The 18,998-nt window shown below is 65.5% G+C and carries 21 protein-coding genes and 1 other RNA gene; 4 read left to right on the forward strand and 18 right to left on the reverse strand.

All coding sequences use genetic code 11. The features are described 5' to 3' along the window. Positions 1 to 4: 4 nt before the first annotated feature. The 9 genes from mraY to rsmI form a co-directional block, all read right to left on the reverse strand. A complete protein-coding gene (mraY, locus tag KRX52_RS16610; RefSeq protein ID WP_217682846.1) occupies positions 5 to 1,087 on the reverse strand; it encodes a phospho-N-acetylmuramoyl-pentapeptide-transferase in 1,083 nt (360 codons plus the stop codon). Further along, a complete protein-coding gene (locus tag KRX52_RS16615) occupies positions 1,088 to 2,464 on the reverse strand; it encodes a UDP-N-acetylmuramoyl-tripeptide--D-alanyl-D-alanine ligase (RefSeq protein WP_217682847.1) in 1,377 nt (458 codons plus the stop codon). Beyond that, entirely contained in the window at positions 2,457 to 3,923 is a 1,467-nt protein-coding gene (locus KRX52_RS16620) for a UDP-N-acetylmuramoyl-L-alanyl-D-glutamate--2,6-diaminopimelate ligase (protein ID WP_217682848.1), read from the reverse strand. Before KRX52_RS16620 ends, KRX52_RS16615 begins: the two co-directional genes overlap by 8 nt. Next, positions 3,923 to 5,656, reverse strand: coding sequence for a peptidoglycan D,D-transpeptidase FtsI family protein (locus KRX52_RS16625; protein ID WP_217682963.1), 1,734 nt, complete (start codon positions 5,654 to 5,656; stop codon positions 3,923 to 3,925). The genes KRX52_RS16620 and KRX52_RS16625 overlap by 1 nt, the downstream gene beginning before the upstream one ends. Continuing rightward, the gene (gene ftsL / locus KRX52_RS16630; RefSeq protein ID WP_217682849.1) at positions 5,656 to 5,949 is read right to left on the reverse strand and encodes a cell division protein FtsL; all 294 of its coding nucleotides are present in this window, start codon (positions 5,947 to 5,949) and stop codon (positions 5,656 to 5,658) included. Before ftsL ends, KRX52_RS16625 begins: the two co-directional genes overlap by 1 nt. Further along, positions 5,946 to 6,890 carry a 16S rRNA (cytosine(1402)-N(4))-methyltransferase RsmH gene (gene rsmH, locus KRX52_RS16635; protein ID WP_217682850.1) on the reverse strand — a complete coding sequence of 315 codons (945 nt, stop codon included), beginning with the start codon at positions 6,888 to 6,890 and terminating at the stop codon, positions 5,946 to 5,948. The genes ftsL and rsmH overlap by 4 nt, the downstream gene beginning before the upstream one ends. A 1-nt stretch (position 6,891) precedes the next feature. Continuing rightward, entirely contained in the window at positions 6,892 to 7,347 is a 456-nt protein-coding gene (mraZ, locus tag KRX52_RS16640) for a division/cell wall cluster transcriptional repressor MraZ (protein ID WP_217682851.1), read from the reverse strand. Between the two features lie 307 nt (positions 7,348 to 7,654). Further along, positions 7,655 to 8,002, reverse strand: an RNA gene (gene rnpB, locus KRX52_RS16645) — RNase P RNA component class A. A 40-nt stretch (positions 8,003 to 8,042) separates the two neighbouring features. Then, complete coding sequence (gene rsmI, locus KRX52_RS16650; protein WP_217682852.1) at positions 8,043 to 8,897, reverse strand: 16S rRNA (cytidine(1402)-2'-O)-methyltransferase; 855 nt, start codon at positions 8,895 to 8,897, stop codon at positions 8,043 to 8,045. A 122-nt stretch (positions 8,898 to 9,019) separates the two neighbouring features. On the opposite strand from rsmI, the gene KRX52_RS16655 reads away from it, so the two are divergent. The 4 genes from KRX52_RS16655 to KRX52_RS16670 are packed head-to-tail and all read left to right on the forward strand — an operon-like array spanning position 9,020 to position 12,348. After that, positions 9,020 to 10,828, forward strand: coding sequence for a penicillin-binding protein activator (locus KRX52_RS16655; RefSeq protein ID WP_217682853.1), 1,809 nt, complete (start codon positions 9,020 to 9,022; stop codon positions 10,826 to 10,828). Continuing rightward, a complete protein-coding gene (locus KRX52_RS16660) occupies positions 10,825 to 11,199 on the forward strand; it encodes a YraN family protein (RefSeq protein ID WP_367890556.1) in 375 nt (124 codons plus the stop codon). Before KRX52_RS16655 ends, KRX52_RS16660 begins: the two co-directional genes overlap by 4 nt. Before the next feature lie 25 nt (positions 11,200 to 11,224). After that, a complete protein-coding gene (locus KRX52_RS16665; protein ID WP_090305933.1) occupies positions 11,225 to 11,818 on the forward strand; it encodes a phosphoheptose isomerase in 594 nt (197 codons plus the stop codon). After that, positions 11,815 to 12,348 carry a BON domain-containing protein gene (locus KRX52_RS16670; protein WP_217682855.1) on the forward strand — a complete coding sequence of 178 codons (534 nt, stop codon included), beginning with the start codon at positions 11,815 to 11,817 and terminating at the stop codon, positions 12,346 to 12,348. The genes KRX52_RS16665 and KRX52_RS16670 overlap by 4 nt, the downstream gene beginning before the upstream one ends. 72 nt (positions 12,349 to 12,420) lie before the next feature. Here the strand turns inward: KRX52_RS16670 and KRX52_RS16675 are convergent, their stop codons facing one another. The 9 genes from KRX52_RS16675 to KRX52_RS16715 all read right to left on the reverse strand — a co-directional run bounded on the left by KRX52_RS16675 (position 12,421) and on the right by KRX52_RS16715 (position 18,996). Continuing rightward, a complete protein-coding gene (locus tag KRX52_RS16675; protein ID WP_217682964.1) occupies positions 12,421 to 12,819 on the reverse strand; it encodes a ClpXP protease specificity-enhancing factor in 399 nt (132 codons plus the stop codon). A gap of 11 nt (positions 12,820 to 12,830) precedes the next feature. Continuing rightward, positions 12,831 to 13,448, reverse strand: a complete 618-nt coding sequence (locus KRX52_RS16680) for a glutathione S-transferase N-terminal domain-containing protein (RefSeq protein ID WP_217682856.1) — start codon at positions 13,446 to 13,448, stop codon at positions 12,831 to 12,833. 89 nt (positions 13,449 to 13,537) lie between these two features. Further along, positions 13,538 to 14,320 (reverse strand): cytochrome c1, encoded by a 783-nt coding sequence (locus KRX52_RS16685; protein WP_217682857.1) that lies wholly within the window; start codon positions 14,318 to 14,320, stop codon positions 13,538 to 13,540. Next, the gene (locus KRX52_RS16690; RefSeq protein ID WP_217682858.1) at positions 14,320 to 15,531 is read right to left on the reverse strand and encodes a cytochrome b; all 1,212 of its coding nucleotides are present in this window, start codon (positions 15,529 to 15,531) and stop codon (positions 14,320 to 14,322) included. Before KRX52_RS16690 ends, KRX52_RS16685 begins: the two co-directional genes overlap by 1 nt. Beyond that, entirely contained in the window at positions 15,531 to 16,124 is a 594-nt protein-coding gene (gene petA, locus KRX52_RS16695; RefSeq protein ID WP_217682859.1) for a ubiquinol-cytochrome c reductase iron-sulfur subunit, read from the reverse strand. The genes KRX52_RS16690 and petA overlap by 1 nt, the downstream gene beginning before the upstream one ends. Positions 16,125 to 16,373: 249 nt before the next feature. Further along, complete coding sequence (rpsI, locus tag KRX52_RS16700; protein WP_217682860.1) at positions 16,374 to 16,766, reverse strand: 30S ribosomal protein S9; 393 nt, start codon at positions 16,764 to 16,766, stop codon at positions 16,374 to 16,376. Positions 16,767 to 16,781: 15 nt separating this feature from the next. Next, positions 16,782 to 17,210 carry a 50S ribosomal protein L13 gene (gene rplM, locus KRX52_RS16705; RefSeq protein ID WP_217682861.1) on the reverse strand — a complete coding sequence of 143 codons (429 nt, stop codon included), beginning with the start codon at positions 17,208 to 17,210 and terminating at the stop codon, positions 16,782 to 16,784. 270 nt (positions 17,211 to 17,480) lie between these two features. Beyond that, on the reverse strand, positions 17,481 to 18,302 hold the full coding sequence (locus KRX52_RS16710) for a M48 family metallopeptidase (protein WP_217682862.1): 822 nt from the start codon (positions 18,300 to 18,302) through the stop codon (positions 17,481 to 17,483). Between the two features lie 76 nt (positions 18,303 to 18,378). After that, positions 18,379 to 18,996 (reverse strand): SOS response-associated peptidase, encoded by a 618-nt coding sequence (locus tag KRX52_RS16715; RefSeq protein WP_217682863.1) that lies wholly within the window; start codon positions 18,994 to 18,996, stop codon positions 18,379 to 18,381. Between the last annotated feature and the right edge of the window lie 2 nt (positions 18,997 to 18,998).

The following is an 18,998-nucleotide window of genomic DNA, read 5'->3' on the forward strand; positions in this document are numbered from 1 at the left end:
CGGGTTACCTCAGCTTCAGGGTGGACAGGCCGATCAGCACCAGGATCACGGTGATGATCCAGAAGCGCACGATCACTCGCGGCTCGGGCCAGCCCTTGAGTTCGAAATGGTGGTGGATCGGCGCCATGCGGAACACGCGCCGGCCGGTGAGCTTGAACGAGGCGACCTGGATCACCACCGACAGGGTTTCCATGACGAACACCCCGCCCATGATGAACAGCACCACTTCCTGGCGCACGATCACCGCGATGGTGCCCAGCGCCGCGCCGAGGGCCAGCGCACCGACGTCGCCCATGAACACCTGGGCCGGGTAGGTGTTGAACCACAGGAAGCCCAGCCCGGCGCCGATCAGCGCGCCGCAGAACACGATCAGCTCGCCGGAGCCCGGCACGTAGGGAATCAGCAGGTATTCGGCGAACTTGGCGTTGCCCGACAGGTAGCAGAAGATGCCCAGGGCGCCGCCAACCAGTACCGTCGGCATGATCGCCAGACCGTCGAGGCCGTCGGTGAGGTTCACCGCGTTGCTCGAGCCGACGATGACGAAGTAGGTCAGCACCACGAAGAAGATCCCCAGAGGGATCTCGATGGTCTTCAGCAGCGGCAGGATCAGGGTGGTTTCCACCGGCGTGGTGGCGGTCGCGTAGAGGAACACCGCCGCGCCGAGACCGAACACCGACTGCCAGAAGTATTTCCAGCGGCTCGGCAGGCCGCGCGAGTTCTTCTCGATCACCTTGCGGTAGTCATCGACCCAGCCGACGGCGCCGAACAGCAGGGTCACCGCCAGCACCACCCAGACATAGCGGTTGCTCAGGTCGGCCCACAGCAGGGTACTGATGCCGATGGCGGAAAGGATCAGCGCGCCGCCCATGGTCGGCGTGCCCTTCTTCGACAGGTGCGATTGCGGGCCGTCGTCGCGCACCGACTGGCCGATCTGACGGCTGCGCAGGGTGCGGATCATCCACGGCCCCAGCCACAGGGACAGGGTCAGAGCAGTGAGCACGCCGAGGATTCCACGCAGGGTCAGGTACTGAAAGACCGCGAAGCCCTTGTAGAACTGTTGCAGATACTCGGCCAACAGCAGCAGCATTTAATGTCCTCCAGCACAGGCACAGAACGCAGCGACGACGTTTTCCATCGCTGCGCTGCGCGAGCCTTTGATCAACAGGGTGGTTTCCGGAGACTGTTCGGCAGTCAGCGCGGCAATCAGTTCAGCCTGATCGGCAAAATGCCGTGCCCCGGCACCGAAGGCATGGACGGCATGGGCCATCTGCGCGCCGACGGCATACAGGGCCGCGACCTTGCCGCGGGCATAGGCGCCCACCTCGCGGTGGCCCGCCTCGGCCCACGCACCCAGTTCGCCCATGTCGCCGAGCACCAGGACGGTGCGTCCGGAAAAGCCGGCCAGTATATCAATCGCCGCCTTGATTGACGCGGGATTGGCGTTGTAACTGTCGTCGATAACCCGCATTCCAGAGGGCGCCAGCTGCGCCACGGTACGGCCCTTGACCGGCTGCAGGCTTTCCAGCCCGGCACGGATGGCCCCCAGTCCCACGCCGAGGGCATGGGCCGCGGCGGCGGCGGCCAGGGCGTTGCTCACGTTGTGCTCGCCCAACAGGTTGAGCTGGATACGCTGCTCGCCAGCGGGGCCGGCCAGGGTGAAGGCCGGGCAGCCGCGGGCATCGCGCACCAGCTCGCGGGCGGTGAAGTCGGCAGCGGCGTGCAGGGCGAAGCTCAGCACCCGCCGACCGGCGGCGCGCTGTTGCCAGGTGGCGAAGGCCGGATCGTCGCGGTTGAGCACCGCCACGCCGTCGGCCGCCAGGCCCTCGAGAATCTCGCCCTTGGCCTCGACGATCTTCTCCGGGCCGCCGAACTCACCGACATGGGCGGTGCCGGCGTTGGTGATCACCGCCACCTGTGGCTGGGTCAGGCCGACGGTGTAGGCGATCTCGCCCAGGTGCGAGGCGCCCAGCTCGATCACCGCGCTGCGGTGCTGCGGCGCCAGCTCGAGCAGGGTCAGCGGCGCACCCAGATCGTTGTTGAGATTGCCGCGGGTGGCCAGCACGGCCGCGGCATCGCCGCCATGGTCGGCGCGCAGGATGCTGGCGAGCATCTCCTTGACCGTGGTCTTGCCGCTGGAGCCGGTGACCGCCGCGACCCGGCCGCGGAAGGCGGCGCGGTTGAGCGCACCCAGCTGACCCAGCGCCAGGCGGGTATCGGCCACCACCAATTGCGGCAGCTCGACCTCCTCGACCTCATGCTCCACCAGCGCGGCGGCGGCACTCTTGCTGGCCACCTGCTCGAGATAGTCGTGGCCGTCGAAGCGCTCGCCGCTGAGGGCGACGAACAGCTGTCCGGGCTCGATCGAGCGGCTGTCGATGCTCACCCCATTGAAGAAGGCATCGGCCCCGACCAGCTTTCCCTTCAGTGCTCCCAGCACACTGCTCAGCATCCAGGCTTCAAGCATCCTGCACCTCGCGCTCAGCCAGCGCACTGGCGGCCTGTTCGATATCGGAGAAGGGCTGACGCACCCCGGCGATTTCCTGGTAGTCCTCATGGCCCTTGCCGGCCAGCAGGATCACGTCCTCCGGGGCGGCACTGGCGATCAACTGCCGGATCGCCGCGCCGCGCCCGGCGACGAAGGTCACCCGCGCGGGCTCGCGGAAACCGGCGCGAATGTCGGCGACGATCTGCTCGGCCGGTTCGTTGCGCGGGTTGTCGTCGGTCACCCACACGCCATCGGCCAGGCCCTCGACGGCGGCCGCCATCAACGGACGCTTGCCGCGATCGCGATCGCCACCGCAGCCGAACAGGCACAGCAGGCGGCCACGGGTATGCGGGCGCAGGGCCTCGAGGACCTTTTCCAGGGCATCGGGGGTGTGGGCGTAGTCCACCACCACCAGCGGCTGGTTGCCGCCGCCGAGGCGCTGCATGCGCCCGACCGGCCCCTGCAACTGCGGCAACACGCGGAGGATCTCGTCCAGCGGATGGTTGAGGCCCATCAGCGCACCGACCACGGCCAGCAGGTTGCTCAGGTTGAAGCGGCCGAGCAGCGGACTGGCCAGCAGGCCGTCGCCCTGGGCGGTGATCAGGCGGGCACGCACGCCCTCCTCGCTGAATTCGGCTTCGGTGCAGTACAGGGTCGCCGCAGGATCGATCTGGCTGTAGCTGATCAGCCGCGATGGCGCCTCGCGGGCGGCCAGCTCGCGACCGAACAGGTCGTCGAGGTTGATCACCCGGGTGCACAGGCCCGGCCAGGCGAACAGGCGCGCCTTGGCCGCGCCATAGGTCTGCATGTCGCCGTGGTAGTCGAGGTGATCGCGCGACAGATTGGTGAACACCGCCACGTCGAAGTCCAGCGCCTCGACCCGGCCCTGGTCCAGACCGTGGGAGGACACTTCCATCGCCACCGCCTTGGCGCCAGCCTGCTTCAGCAGCGCCAGTTGCGCCTGCACCGCCAGCGGATCGGGAGTGGTGTGACGACCGCACTGCAGGTTGTCGTGAAAACCGACGCCGAGGGTGCCGATCAGGCCGCAGCGCTGGCCGAGCAGATCGAGCGCCTGGGCCAGCAGCTGGCTGACGCTGGTCTTGCCGTTGGTGCCGGTGACGCCGACCAGCTCGAGATTGTGGCTGGGATCGCCATAGAAACGCCCGGCGATCGCCGACAGCTGCGCTGCCAGGCCCTTGACCGGAACCATCACCACCGCGCCCGACTGCGGCACATCCTCCGCGCCTTCGACCTCGTAGGCGATCGCCGACGCACCGCGGGCGATGGCATCGCCGATATAGGCCCGGCCATCGCTGTGGTGGCCAGGAACAGCGAGAAACAGGTCACCCGGACGCAAAGTCCGGCTGTCCAGGCTCAACTCGCGAATCAGCGCGTCACGGCGCGCCTCGGGAAACATCTTGAGCAGACTCATCGGCATCAGCCGCGTCCTCCATTGCCGGATAGCGTGGCGGCCGGCTGCGCTTCTGGCAGCGGCGGCAGGTTGTCCGGAGCTATGTTCATCAGGCGCAGGGCGCCGCCCATCACCTTGCTGAATACCGGGGCAGAAACCAGGCCACCGTAGTAACCCTCGCCCCCCGGCTCGTCGATCACCACGACGGCGGCGAGGCGCGGGTTGTTGGTCGGCGCGAAACCGGCGAACAGCGAGCGGTAGGCATTCTGCTGGTAACCCTTGCTGCCCGCGCTGGTCTTGCGTGCGGTACCGCTCTTGCCGGCGACGTGATAGCCGGGCACCTGGGCCCGGTAGACCCCGCCCGGGGCCTCGGTGACCTGCTGCAGCATGCCCTGCACCGTCCTGGCCACCTCATCGGGAACCACCTGGGTGGAGTTCGCCGGCTGATCGAGCCGTGCCAGACTCAGCGGCACGAGGCGGCCATTGTTGGCGATCGTGGCGTAGGCATGCGCCAGCTGGATCGCCGTCACCGACAGGCCGTAGCCGTAAGAGAGGGTCGCGGTTTCCGCCTGCGGCCACTTGCGGTGGTTGGGCAGATTGCCGACCTGCTCGCCCGGGAAGCCCAGGCCGGTGTCCTGACCGAGGCCGACCTGCTGCATGACGCGATAGATCGACTCGCCACCGATGTCGAAGGCAATCTTGCTGATGCCCACGTTGCTGGAGCGGATCAGGATACCGGCCAGGTCGAGCACCGGGCCGCCGCCGCGGGACACGTCGCGAATGGTGAAGCGACCGATGCGCAGGCTGTGTGGGTAGACCTCGACGGTATCGCTAGGCTTCCAGCGGCCACTTTCCAGCGCCGCCAACATCGAGATCGGTTTCACCGTCGAGCCTGGCTCGAAAACGTCGATCATGGCGCGATTGCGCATCGCGGCCGGCTGCAGGTTGCGGCGATTGTTCGGGTTGTAGGTAGGCTGATTGGCTATGGCCAGCACTTCGCCGGTCTGCACGTCGAGGATCACCAGGCTGCCAGCCTTGGCCTTGTTCTCCACCAGGGCGTTGCGCAGCTCGCGGCTGGCCAGATATTGCAGGCGCAGGTCGATGGACAGCGCCAGCGCCTTGCCAGGCTTGGCATTGCGTGCCACGCCGACGTCCTTGATCAGGTGACCGCGGCGGTCCTTGAGCACCTGGCGACTGCCGGGTACGCCGGCCAACCACTGGTCGAAGGCCAGCTCGACGCCTTCGCGGCCGCGATCGTCGACGTCGGTGAAACCGATCAGATGCGCGGTGACCTCGCCGGCCGGATAGAAGCGCCGGAACTCCTCGAGGCTGTAGACCCCCGGAATCTTCAGCGCCAGCACGGCCTCGCCCTGTTCGGGAGTGAGCCCGCGGGCCAGATAGAGGAACTCGCGCTCGGCATTCTGGCCGAGCTTCTGGCTCAGCACCTGCGGGTCCTGCCCCAAGGCGACAGCCAGGGCCGGCCAGTGCTGGCGCGCCGCCGCCAGCTCTTTGGGGTTGGCCCACACGGTAGTGACCGGGGTACTGACCGCCAGTGGCTCACCATTGCGGTCAGTGATCAGGCCGCGATGCGCGGGAATCGGAATGTGCCGCACGCTGCGGGCATCGCCATGGGCCTTGAGGAAGTCATGATCGAACACGTGCAGGTCGACGATGCGCCAGCTGATCACCGCGACCATTCCCAGCAGCAGCACAATCACCAGGCGGAAGCGCCAGGGGTAGAGGGCACCGTCGAGCTTGATCATGGCGCCACCATCCGCACTTCACCCGGCTCGGGGATGCGCATCTGTAGCTGCTCGCTGGCCAGCGTCTCGATCCGGCTGTGCGCGGTCCAGGTGCTCTGTTCGAGGATCAGCCGCCCCCACTCGGCCTGCGCCTTGTCGCGCACGCTCAGCTCGGCGTACTGCTGGTTGAGCAGCTTGCGATTCCAGTGGGCGCTCCACGACACCGCCACGGACGAGCCCAGCACCAGGCCGAACAGCACCAGCATCAGCAGACTGCCGCTGGGCATGCCGTCGCGGGCGCGGCGGATCATCGCAGCTTCTCCGCCACGCGCATCACCGCGCTGCGCGCGCGCGGGTTGGCCTTGAGTTCAGCGCTCGAGGCGTATTGCGGCTTGCCCAGCAGCCGCAGGCGAGGATCGAACTTCGCCACCTGAACCGGCAGGCCGCGTGGCAGGTTGTCGGCCTCGCCCTTGACCTGACGACGCATGAACTGCTTGACGATGCGGTCTTCCAGGGAGTGGAAGCTGATCACCACCAGTCGGCCGCCGACGGCGAGGCCTTCCAGCGCCGCCTCGAGGCCACGCTCGAGATCGCCCAGCTCGTTGTTGATATGGATGCGCAGCCCCTGGAAGGCACGGGTGGCGGGATTCTTGCCCTTCTCCCAGGCCGGGTTGGCGACGGTGATCACCTCGGCCAGATCGGCGGTGCGGGTGAACGGCCGCTCGGCCCGACGCTGCACGATGGCCCGCGCCATGCGCCGGGAGAAACGCTCTTCGCCATATTCGTAGAACACCCGGGCGATTTCCTCTTCGGCGGCCGAGGCGATCCATTCGGCCGCGCTGACGCCGGCATCCGGGTTCATGCGCATATCCAGCGGGCCGTCGTTCATGAAGCTGAAGCCGCGCTCGGGATCGTCCAGCTGCGGCGAAGACACGCCCAGATCGAGGAGAACGCCGTCGACCTTGCCCTGCAGGCCACGGGCGGCCAGTTCCTCGCCGAGCTCGGCGAAGCTGCGCTGGACGATCTGGAAGCGACTGTCCGCGGCGGCCAGTTCGAGACCGGTGGCGATGGCCAGCGGATCCTTGTCGAAGCCCAGCAGGCGCCCTTCCGCCCCCAGCTCGCCCAGTATCTCGCGGCTGTGGCCGCCACGGCCGAAGGTGCCATCCAGATAGCAGCCGCCCGCCCGCACGGCGAGGGCCTCGACGGCTTCGCGGAGCAGAACGGTCACGTGGTTGAAAGTGGCTGCATTCATGTCAGAGCGTCAGGTTCCGTAATTCGTCCGGCAGGCCGCCGGGTTCTTTGATGGCTTGGAGGTCTGCCGCGCAGCGCGCATCCCAGCCGCTTTCGTCCCACAACTGGAACTTGTTGAGTTGGCCGACCAGCACCGCGCGTCTGTCCAGCCCGGCATGGTCACGCAGGCGCGGCGGCACCAGAAAACGCCCGGCCGCATCCAGCTCCAGATCCACCGCATTGCCGATCAGCAGACGCTGCAGGCGACGGTTCTCTTCACGCAGGGACGGCAGCTCGCGCAGCTTGGCCTCGATCAGTTCCCATTCGGGCAGGGGATAAACACTCAGGCAGGAATCAACCGCATCGATGGTCACAATGAGCTGGCCGGCACAGCGCGCCATAAGCTCGTCGCGATACCGACTCGGCATCGTCAGACGGCCCTTGGCGTCAAGAGTTATGGCACTGGCTCCGCGAAACACGGCTGCACTTCCCCGTAGTGGTTAGTCTTCTGTGACTGGAATATCCACTTTTACCCACTTTTACCCACTGTAGAACACTATAGAAACGCCACATCGACCCAGTCAAGGCGCTCCCGACGGGAAAACCCTTACAGGACCGCAACTTAGGAAAAAGACAGGCGGACGAGGAACACACAGAGGGCAATGCGAAAAACAAATTCGAGACGAGACAAGGCGCAGCGCATCGAACTTAAAGCTCTTTATTAAGAGCGATAACTTTTCGACATTAAAATCGGAGGGAACTAACTATACAAAGAAGGGAGGGGAAGCGGAGAGCCGGCCTGTAAGCCGGGTTTTGTCGAGGACAGTCATTCCTCTAGGACCGCCATCACTGACGGCCTCAAGCAACCTACCCGGATCCAGCGCGGGCCACGCCAATGGATCCCTATTTGGTCTTGCTCCGAGTGGGGTTTACCTAGCCACGAACTGTTGCCAGTCGTGCGGTGCGCTCTTACCGCACCTTTTCACCCTTACCGGCGCTTGCGCGCTTAGGCGGTTATTTTCTGTGGCACTTTCCGTAGGCTCGCGCCTCCCAGGCGTTACCTGGCACTCTGCCCTATGGAGCCCGGACTTTCCTCCCCCCTGCAAGCAGGGCGGCGACTGTCCAGCCGACTCTCCGGCGCGCAGGGTACTCACTGCGGCAGCGGATAACAAGCTCAATCCTCGGCGTTTTGTCGCAACAGCGCCTGCTGATAGAGCAGATTCTTGCGCACTCCGGTGATTTCCGCCGCCACGGCCGCCGCCCGCTTGAGCGGCAGCTCCGCCAGCAGCAAGTCGAGCACGCGCAGCGCCTCGGCACTCAGCGCCTCCTCGCCCACCGGCTCCTGCCAACCCTCGACCAGCAGCACGCACTCGCCGCGCTGCTGGTTGCTGTCGGCCGCCACCCAGTCGTGCAGCTCGCCGAGCGGCGCGCCCTTGATGGTTTCGAAAGTCTTGCTCAACTCGCGCGCCAGGACTGCCGGACGCTCGGCACCGAACAGCTCGCGCAGGTCGGCCAGACATTCGAGCACGCGGTGCGGCGCCTCGTAGAAGATCAACGTCCGCGGCTCCTGCGCCACCGCCTGCAACCGCTGTCGGCGTGCCGTGCTGCGCGCAGGCAGAAAGCCCTCGAAGACGAAGCGGTCGGACGGCAACCCGGAGGCCGACAGGCCGGCGATCAACGCGCAGGCACCGGGCACCGGCACCACGCGAATGCCGGCCGCGCGCGCGTTGCGCACCAAGTGATAGCCGGGGTCGGAAATCAACGGTGTGCCGGCATCCGACACCAGCGCCAGATCGTCGCCGCCCAGCAGGCGCTGGACCAGGCGCGAGCCCTGCTCGCGCTCGTTGTGCTCGTGACAGGCGACCAGCGGCGTACCGATGCCGAAGTGCTGCAGCAGACGAGCACTGTGACGGGTGTCCTCGGCAGCGATCAGCTTCACCTCGCGCAGCACGCGCAACGCCCGTGCACTGATGTCGTCCAGATTGCCGATCGGCGTGGCCACCACATAAAGAGTACCCGGAGTGTTCACGTCGCCATCCCGTCGTCAGTCAAAGTGCGTCATTGTACCGGGTTTGGCCGCAGCAAGATCGCACCCATACCGGGGCTTGGGTACAATTGCGCCTTTCAAGCCTGCGAATCGGAATCCCTGACATGATTGCCAGACTGCGCCCTCTTTCCGTCCTCTGCCTGGCAGGCCTGCTGAGCGCCTGTGCCGGCCAGCAAACCTCCGGCCTCGGCGAACTGCCGGGCAAGCCTCAGGCCAGCGCCGAGCAACTGCTGCAGCAGGCGCAGCAGGTCAAGCCGGAACAGGCCGCCCTGCTGCGCCTGAGCGCCGCCGACCAGGCGCTCGGCCAGCGCAACCTGGCCCAGGCCCAGCAGATCCTCGACCAGCTGAAGCTGGACGAGCTGCTACCGGCCCAGCAGATCTTCGCCAGCACCCTCACGGCAGAACTGGCCCTGGCGCGCAACAAGCCCAAGGCCGCGTTGCAGGCCCTGCAGCATCCGAGCCTCCAGCGCCTCGGCGAACTGCCGGTCGGCCAGCAGGTGCGCAGCCAGCTGGCTCGCGCCAACGCCCTGCAAGCCGACCAGCAGCCGCTGGCGGCGGCCCGCGAACGGGTGTTCATCGCCCCGCTGCTGGAAGGCCAGCCATCCGCCAACAACCATGAAGCCATCTGGACCCTGGTCGCCGGACTGCCCAGCAGCCAGCTGGGCAGCGCCGCCGTCCCCGGCGACGACCTGAGCGGCTGGCTGGAACTGAGCCGGCTGGCACGCGGCAGCGCCACCCCGGCGCAGCAGGTCGCCAGCATCGCCGAATGGCAGGCACGCAACCCCCAACACCCGGCAGCCCGCCAGCTGCCGCAGTCACTGGTCAAGCTGCAGGAAATCGCCACCCGTCCGCTGACCCGCATCGCCCTGCTGCTGCCCGAGCAGGGCCAGCTCGCCAGCGTCGGCAAGGCCCTGCGCGACGGCTTTGTCGCCGCCCACTACCAGAGCGGCGACAGCGCCCTGAACATCAGCCTGCACGACAGCAGCAGCCTGACCGACCTCGACGCCTTCTACCGCCAGGCCCAGGCCGATGGCGTCCAGCTGGTGGTTGGCCCGCTGGAGAAGCCGCTGGTCAACCAGCTCAGCCAGCGCCAGCAGCTGCCGATCCCCACCTTGGCCCTCAACTACAGCGAAGGCAGCGCCGAAGCGCCAGCCCAACTGTTCCAGTTCGGCCTGGCCGCCGAGGACGAAGCGCGCGAGGTAGCCCAGCGCGCCTGGGAAGACGGCATGCGCCGCGCCGTGGCCCTGGTACCGACCGGCGAATGGGGCAACCGCGTGCTGGCCGCCTTCCGCAAGGACTGGGAAGCCCGCGGCGGCAGCCTGATCGCCACCGAGCATGTTGACCAGCCGGTACGCCTGGCCCAGCAGATCGCCGACCTGCTCAAGCTGCGCGACAGTGAAGCACGCGCCAAGCGCTTGCAGACCGCGCTTGGCAGCACCGTCGAGGCACAGCCCGCCCGCCGCCAGGACGTCGACTTCGTGTTCCTCGCCGCCACCCCGGCACAGGCCCGCCAGATCAAGCCCACCCTGGCCTTTCAGTACGCCGGCGACCTGCCGATCTATGCCACCTCGCACCTGTTCACCGGCAGCAGCGATCCCAGCCAGGACCTCGACCTGGACGGTATCCGCTTCTGCGAAACGCCCTGGCTGCTGGACAGCAGCGACCCGCTGCGCAATCAGGTGATCGGCGAATGGCCGAGCGCCGGCGGCAGCCTCGGCCGCCTGTACGCCATGGGCGTCGACGCCTATCGCCTGGCGCCGCGCCTGAGCCAATTGCAGGCCCTGCCGAGTACCCGCCTGGACGGCCTGTCCGGCAGCCTGAGCCTGGCCCCCGGTCAGCGCATCGTGCGCCGCCTGCCATGGGCGGAATACCGCAACGGCCAGATCCAGCGCCTGGAGTCTGCCGCACGGTGAGCGCACCCACTCGCCAGGCTATTGGCCAGGCCGCCGAAGGCTGGGCACAAACCCATCTCGAGGAGCACGGCCTGCGCCTGCTGACCCGCAACTGGCGCTGCCGTCTCGGCGAGCTGGATCTGGTCATGCTCGACGGCGATACCGTAGTATTTGTGGAGGTGCGCTACCGGCGCCATAGCGCCTGGGGCGGCGCCGAAGCCAGTGTCGACGCGCGCAAGCGTGCCCGAGTCAGTGCCGCCGCTCAGGTTTTCCTGCAACAGCAATCGCGTTGGGCGCGCCACCCCTGCCGCTTCGACGTGGTTGCGGTCTCCCCCGCCGACAACAGCTCGCCTGCGCGGCTGAACTGGATCCGCGGCGCGTTCGACGCCTGAACCGCCGCCCAACCGAAGGTCACCCATGGACATGCAATCCCGTATCCGCCAGCTTTTCCAGGACAGCATCGAAACCAAGCGCCAGGCCATGGAAGTGCTCATCCCGCACATCGAGCAGGCCAGTCAGGTGATGGTCAATGCCTTGCTCAGCGAAGGCAAGATTCTCTCCTGCGGAAACGGCGGCTCCGCCGGCGACGCCCAGCACTTTTCTTCCGAGCTGCTCAACCGCTTCGAGCGCGAGCGCCCCAGCCTGCCGGCCGTGGCCCTCACCACCGACAGCTCGACCATCACCTCGATCGCCAACGACTACAGCTACAACGAGATCTTTTCCAAGCAGATCCGTGCCCTCGGCCAACCCGGCGACGTGCTGCTGGCGATCTCCACCAGCGGCAACTCCGGCAACGTGATCCAGGCCATCCAGGCCGCCCACGACCGCGAGATGACCGTGGTCGCCCTCACCGGCCGCGACGGCGGCGGCATGGCCTCGCTACTGCTGCCGGAGGATGTCGAGATCCGCGTACCGGCGCGCGTCACCGCGCGCATCCAGGAAGTGCACCTGCTGGCCATCCACTGCCTGTGCGACCTGATCGACCGCCAACTGTTCGGGAGTGAAGAATGAAACGACCCACCCTGCTCCTTGCCACCCTCGGCCTGAGCCTGCTGCTGGCCGGCTGCGGCGCCCGCAGCATCGGCAACAAGATCGACGACCAGTTCATCCCTGGCCGGGTCGCCAGCGAGATCCACAGCAGCCATGCCGATCTCAACGACACCACCTCGCACATCGTGGTGACCAGCTACAACGGCGTGGTCCTGCTCGCTGGCCAGACCCCGCGCGCCGACCTGAAAGCCCTCGCCGAACAGGCTGCCCGGCGCGCCCAAGGGGTGAAGCTCGTGCATAACCACCTGCAGGTCCTGCAACCCTCGTCGCCACTGGCACGCAGCACCGACGCCGCGCTGACCACCCAGATCAAGACCGCCATGCTCGCCGACAACACCGTGCCCGGCTCGAAGATCAAGGTGGTCACCGAGAACGGCATCGTCTACCTGCTGGGCGTGGTCACCCGCGCCGAAGCCAATCGCGCCACCGCGGTGGTCCAGGGCGTCGGCGGCGTGCAAGGTATCGTGCGCCTGTTCGAGTACGTCGACTGACCCTGCGCCAGGCCGCAACAAAAAAGGCGATCCCTAGGGACCGCCTTTTTTGTTGCTTCTGACCGAGCAGCCCTACTTGACCACCTTCAAGCTGGGGCGACCACTGGGGCGCGGCGGCTCGTCGTCGCCCGACGGGCCTTCACCCGACTCCCCCTCTTCCGGCTCGTCCAGCTCGAAGGCCATGCCCTCGCCATTCTCACGGGCATAGATGGCCAGCACGGCAGCGACAGGCACATAGAGGCTCTGCGCCACCCCGCCAAAACGCCCCTCGAAGGTCAGTGCCTCGTTACCCATCTCCAGGTAGCGCACCGCGCTCGGCGATACGTTGAGCACGACCTGCCCATCCTTGGCATAGCCGGCCGGCACCCGTGCACCGGGATACTCCGCCGCCACCAGGATGTGGGGCGTGCAGTTGTTGTCGACGATCCACTCGTAGAGGGCTCGCAGCAGATAAGGACGACTCGAATTCATCATCGGATTCCTCAGCGCATCGCGCGCTCGGTGGCGCTCAGACTGGCCTGGAAGCTGTCGCGAGCGAACAGCCGCTCCATGTAGTCCAGCAACGGTTTGGCCTGGCGCGGCAGATCGATGCCCAGCTGTGGCAGGCGCCAGAGAATCGGCAGCAGGCAGCAGTCGACCATGCTGAACTCCTCGCTGAGAAAGAACGGCTTGTCGGCGAACAGTGCCGCCACCCCAGTCAGGCTCTCACGCAACTCCTTGCGCGCCTGGACCCGAGCGCTCTCCGGAGTGCGTGCATCCAGTACGCGATCAACCAGCGAGCACCAGTCGCGCTGGATGCGATGCATCAGCAGGCGGCTGTTGCCGCGCGCCACCGGGTAGGCCGGCAACAAGGCTGGATGCGGATAACGCTCGTCCAGATACTCCATCACCACAGCCGGCTCGTACAGCGCCAGATCGCGATCCACTAGGGTCGGCAGGCTGCCGTAGGGGTTGACCTCGGCCAGTTGCGGCGGGCACTGCCCGGACGCCACCTCGATGATCTGGGCACTCACCGCCTTCTCGGCCAGCACGATGCGCACCCGGTGCGAATAATGATCGGCGGGATCGGAATAACAGGCCAGGCGATTGATCGCAGCCATGGGCTCTCCCTCCAGTCAGGATATTTTCGGACCGCAGAAACACATGCGCGCCCCGGAGGGCGCGCATGTATGAGGACTAGGAGGACGGATTAGTGTACGTCTTTCCAGTACTCACGCTTCAGCAGGTAGGCGAACACGAAGAAGAACGCCAGGAACAGCAGCACATAGGTACCGACACGCTGGCTTTCCAGCTTGACCGGGTTGGCCGAGTAGCTCAGGAAGCTGACGAGGTTCTTGATCTTCTCGTCGAACTCCGCCTCGCTCAGCTTGCCGGTCTTCGGCACGATGGTCAGCTGATCGCAGCCTTCCTTGGTCACCGGGGTGCCGGTCAGCGGATCGAACACCTTCTTGCCGTGCTCGACCACCTGGACCTGCTTGCAGCCGATAACCTGGCGACCCTGCAGACTGGCCAGCACGTTGGGCATGCCGACGTTCGGGAACACCTTGTTGTTCACACCCCACGGACGTGCCGGATCTTCATAGAAGGTGCGCAGGTAGGTGTAAACCCAGTCCTCGCCACGCACGCGGGCCACCAGAGTCAGATCAGGCGGCGGAGCACCGAACCAGACCTTGGCGTCCTGCGGCTGCATGCCGGTCTTCATGTGCTCGCCGATCTTGGCACCGGTGAACACCAGGTTTTCCATCATTACTTTTTCCGGGATGCCAAGATCCTTGGCCACCCGCTCGTAACGCTGGAACTGCGCGCCGTGGCAACCCATGCAGTAGTTGGCGAAGGTACGCGCGCCATCCTGCAGGGCTGCCTTGTCGGTCAGGTCGACATTGGCCTTGTCCAGCGGATACTCAAGTACTGCTTGGGCCGAAGCAAAGGCTGGCAGAACAGCGAGAATCAGTGCAGCAAAATGCTTTTTCATCAGCCAGTCACCCTTTCCGGAACCGGTTTGGTTTTCTCCATCCGGGTGTAGAACGGCATCAGGATGAAGAAGGCGAAGTACAGAATGGTGCAGACCTGGGACAGCAGGGTACGGCCCGGAGTCGGCGCCAGCACACCCAGCACGCCGAGAATCACGAAGGACACGCAGAACACCAGCAGCCAGATCTTGCTCAGCCAGCCCTTGTAGCGCATCGAACGTACCGGGCTGCGGTCCAGCCACGGCAGGACGAACAGTACGGCAATCGCACCACCCATGGCGATGACGCCGAGCAGCTTGTCCGGAACGGCGCGCAGGATCGCGTAGAACGGGGTGAAGTACCACACCGGAGCGATGTGTGCCGGAGTCTTGAACGGGTTGGCCGTTTCAAAGTTCGGCTTCTCGAGGAAGTAGCCGCCCATTTCCGGGAAGAAGAAGATCACGGTGCAGAACACGAACAGGAACACCACCACGCCGACGATGTCTTTCACGGTGTAGTAGGGGTGGAACGGGATGCCATCCAGCGGGATGCCGTTGGCGTCCTTCTTCTTCTTGATGTCCACGCCATCCGGGTTGTTGGAGCCGACTTCGTGCAGCGCCAGGATGTGCAGGACCACCAGACCCAGAATCACGATCGGCAGGGCGATCACGTGCAGGGCGAAGAAGCGGTTCAGAGTGATGCCGGAGATCAGGTAGTCACCACGGATCCACTGGGTCAGATCGGCCCCGATTACCGGGATCGCGCCGAACAGCGAGATGATCACCTGGGCACCCCAGTAGGACATCTGGCCCCACGGCAGCAGGTAGCCCATGAAGGCTTCGGCCATCAGCGCCAGGTAGATCAGCATGCCGAAGATCCACACCAGCTCGCGCGGCTTCTGGTAGGAGCCGTACATCAGGCCGCGGAACATGTGCAGGTACACCACCACGAAGAACGCCGAAGCGCCGGTGGAGTGCATGTAGCGCAGGATCCAGCCGTACTCCACATCACGCATGATGTACTCGACCGAGGCGAAGGCGCCCTCGGCGGACGGCTCGAAGCTCATGGTCAGCCAGATACCGGTGAGGATCTGGTTGACCAGCACCAACAGCGCCAGCGAGCCGAAGAAGTACCAGAAGTTGAAGTTCTTCGGAGCGTAGTACTTGCTCAGATGATCTTCCCACATCTTGGTGGCGGGGAAGCGGGCGTCAACCCATTCCATGAATTTGCTCATCAGGCTTTCTCCGGGTCCACACCAATGATGATCACATCATCGGACTCATAGGAGTGCGGCGGGACCGGCAGGTTCAGCGGCGCAGGCTGCGCCTTGTAGACTCGGCCGGCCAGGTCGTAACGGGAGCCGTGGCAGGGGCAGAAGTAGCCACCCACCCACTCGGCCCCGAGGTCGGCCGGAGCGACTTCCGGACGGAAGGACGGCGAGCAACCCAGATGGGTGCACAGCCCCTCGAGGACCAGCAGGCCGGGCTTGATCGAGCGGACCTTCGGATCGACATAGGTCGGTTGATCGGAAACCTTGGACTCCGGATCCGCGACGGCACCCTCGATCTTGGCCAGGTTGGCCAGGATTTCGTCGGTGCGGTGCATGATGAACACCGGCTTGCCGCGCCACTCAGCAACAATCTGCTGACCCGGCTCGATCTTGCCCACGTTCACCTTCACCGGAGCACCGGCCGCCTTGGCCTTGGCACTGGGGAACCATGACCCCACGAACGGGACCGCAGCACCGACAGCTCCAGCCGCCCCCACCACCGAAGTGGCGGCGACGAGGAACCGACGTCGGCCCACATTCACGCCGTCATTACTCATTCAGTCGTCTCCCATCAGCTTTCTGCAACCCGCACAGGCGGGCACATGAGTTAAAACCAGCTGCGCAAAAAATCCGCCAGATGGTAATGAAAAGCCCCTTTTCTGACAAGGCAATAACTGGAAACAAACTCCGGCAACCCCTGCAGCGCAAGCCTTTCACGACTGCGACAGTCTGTCGCAGACAAACCCGACGCATAAAAAAACGCCCAGATCGCGAAGATACTGGGCGTTCTGTTGAAGCGTAGTCGATTAACGCTTCGAGTACTGCGGACGCTTACGAGCTTTGCGCAGACCGATCTTCTTACGCTCGACCTCACGGGCGTCACGAGTGACGTAACCGGCTTTACGCAGCGGGCTGCGCAGGGTTTCGTCGTACTCGATCAGAGCGCGGGTGATACCGTGACGGATCGCACCAGCTTGACCGCTGACACCACCACCGGCAACGGTGACGAAAATGTCGAACTTCTCGACATTCGCGGTCAGCTCGAGCGGCTGACGCACCACCATGCGGGCGGTTTCGCGGCCGAAGAACTGATCCAGGCTGCGATTATTGATGGAGATCTTGCCAGTACCCGGACGCAGGAAGACACGCGCGGTAGCGGTCTTGCGACGGCCGGTGCCGTAGTTTTGAGTCGCCGACATATTGAGCCTATTCCGTTAAATCTTCAGTTCTTGGGGCTGCTGAGCGGTATGCGGGTGGTTGGCACCAGCGTACACCTTCAGCTTGCGATACATGTCGCGACCCAGCGGGTTCTTCGGCAGCATGCCTTTGACCGCGGTCTCGAGCACGCGCTCGGGCGCCTTGGCGATCAGCTTCTCGAAGTTGATCGACTTGATGCCACCCGGGAAACCGGAGTGATGGTAGTACATCTTGTCGGAGCTCTTGGCACCGGTCACACGTACCTGCTCGGCGTTGATCACGACGATGTAGTCGCCGGTATCAACGTGCGGGGTGTACTCGGGCTTGTGCTTACCGCGCAGACGGCTGGCGATTTCAGTGGCAAGACGACCCAGGGTCTTGCCAGCAGCGTCGACGACGTACCAGTCGCGCTTAACGGTTTCCGGTTTCGCAGAGAAAGTTTTCATTCGTTATAGCCTCAGGGGCCACCTGAAATATCAAGCAGCAAATCATACTGGACAGTACTTGCCTTTACAACAAGGCAACCGCGGCCGTCTGCAGACACTAAATCGGGGGGGGCTCGGGTCAGTGCGTCTGCATTCGGCAAAATCGGCAGGTTAGGCATTCCCACCGAGCAGGACGGGCTAGGCATCCCCCGTCACGAAAGCTGGCGAATTTTACCGATCTGCCCAGAAAAAACAAGCCGCAATCGCTGCCCCCGCGCTGACCGAGCGGATTCAACGCCGCCCGCGCGCCTGCTCGTACAGCGGCATCACCCGCGGAATCGCCGCCTTGAGGTTGGCCATGCGCGTGGAAGACGACGGGTGGGTGCTCAGGAACTCCGGCGGCGCGCCATTGGCGGCACGAGCCATCTTGTTCCACAGGGTGATGGTCGCATTGGGGTCATAGCCGGCGCGCGCAGCCAGCTCGAGACCGATGAGATCGGCCTCGTTCTCGTTGCCGCGACTGTTCGGCAGGGTCATGCCGTACTGCACCGCGGCATCGGCCAGCTGGCCGCCGGCCTGACCGAGGCCGAGCAGCGCCACCGCAGTCTGCTTGGCCAGCTCGGCGCCGTAGGCCTTGGACATGGCCTCGCGACTGTGCTCGCGCAGGGCGTGAGAGATCTCGTGGCCAAGCACCGCGGCCAGTTCGTCGTCGGTCAGGCTCAGCTTCTCGATCAGGCCGCTGTAGACGATGATCTTGCCGCCTGGACCGACGTTGGCATTCAGCTCGTCGCTGGCGATCAGGTTGGTTTCCCAGTTCCAGCCGGCGGCATCCGGACGGAACACCGGGGTCTGCGCGATCAGCCGGCGCGTGATGCCGTTCACCCGCTGCGCCAGGGCGCTGTTCTTCTCCAGCTTGCCGGCACTGGCGGCCTTGTTCAGGGTCTGCTGGTAGGACTGCGCATACATCTGATTCAGCTGCTGGCTGGACAGGCCAGAGAACATGTACTGCTGGCGATTGACCCCCACGGCACCGCCGCTGGTGGTATTGACCGCCTGGCAGCCGGCCAGCAGCAGAACGCCCGCCAGACCGACAAGACGAAGGGCACGACTCATGAACAACACTCCCGAATACGCATGGATTGCATCGTAGACAGCGATGCACCTTCAGACAATCGACGGCAGGCCGAGTTCAGGCCGGCGTCAGGCACTGCGGCCCCTCCTCCTGCGGCTTGTTGCCGAGTCCGGCCAGCAGGCGTTCGCGCAGGGGCAGCGGCGCCGCCGCCAGGAGCGCCTGCAGAGCCTCGGCCGAAGCCGCCGGATCCAGCCACAACGCCTCGCCGGCAGCATCCAACAGCAATGGTCGGCGCTGGCTGCCGGCCGCCACCGTGACCACCGCGGCGCTCAGGTACACCCGCTCGCCTACCGGGTAGGCCTCCCACAGCGCCGCCATGGACAGCAGCGGCAATTCCGCCGAACTCATCCAGAAGGGTCGCCGGCGCGGCCCGCGCCACTCGTAGAAGCCGTTGGCTGGCAGCAGGCCGCGCCGGGCGCGGAAGGCCTCGCGAAACAAGGGTTGCTCGGCCAGGGTTTCCGCGCGCGCCTGCGCTGGTGCGCGCGACAGGTCACTGAGCCAAGCCGGGGTCAGCCCCCAGTGCACCAGCGCCGCCTCGCGCTCAGCGGCGCCGCCACGCAGCAGCAGCACCTGCTGGCCGGGAGCGATATTCCAGCGCGGCTCGAGCCGCGGCGGGAATCCAGGCAGCGCGGCCAGCGCCGGCGGCCAGCGAAACAGGGCAAATCGTCCGCACATGA

The sequence above is a fragment of the Geopseudomonas aromaticivorans genome, from assembly GCF_019097855.1.
GTDB classification, from domain to species: domain Bacteria; phylum Pseudomonadota; class Gammaproteobacteria; order Pseudomonadales; family Pseudomonadaceae; genus Geopseudomonas; species Geopseudomonas aromaticivorans.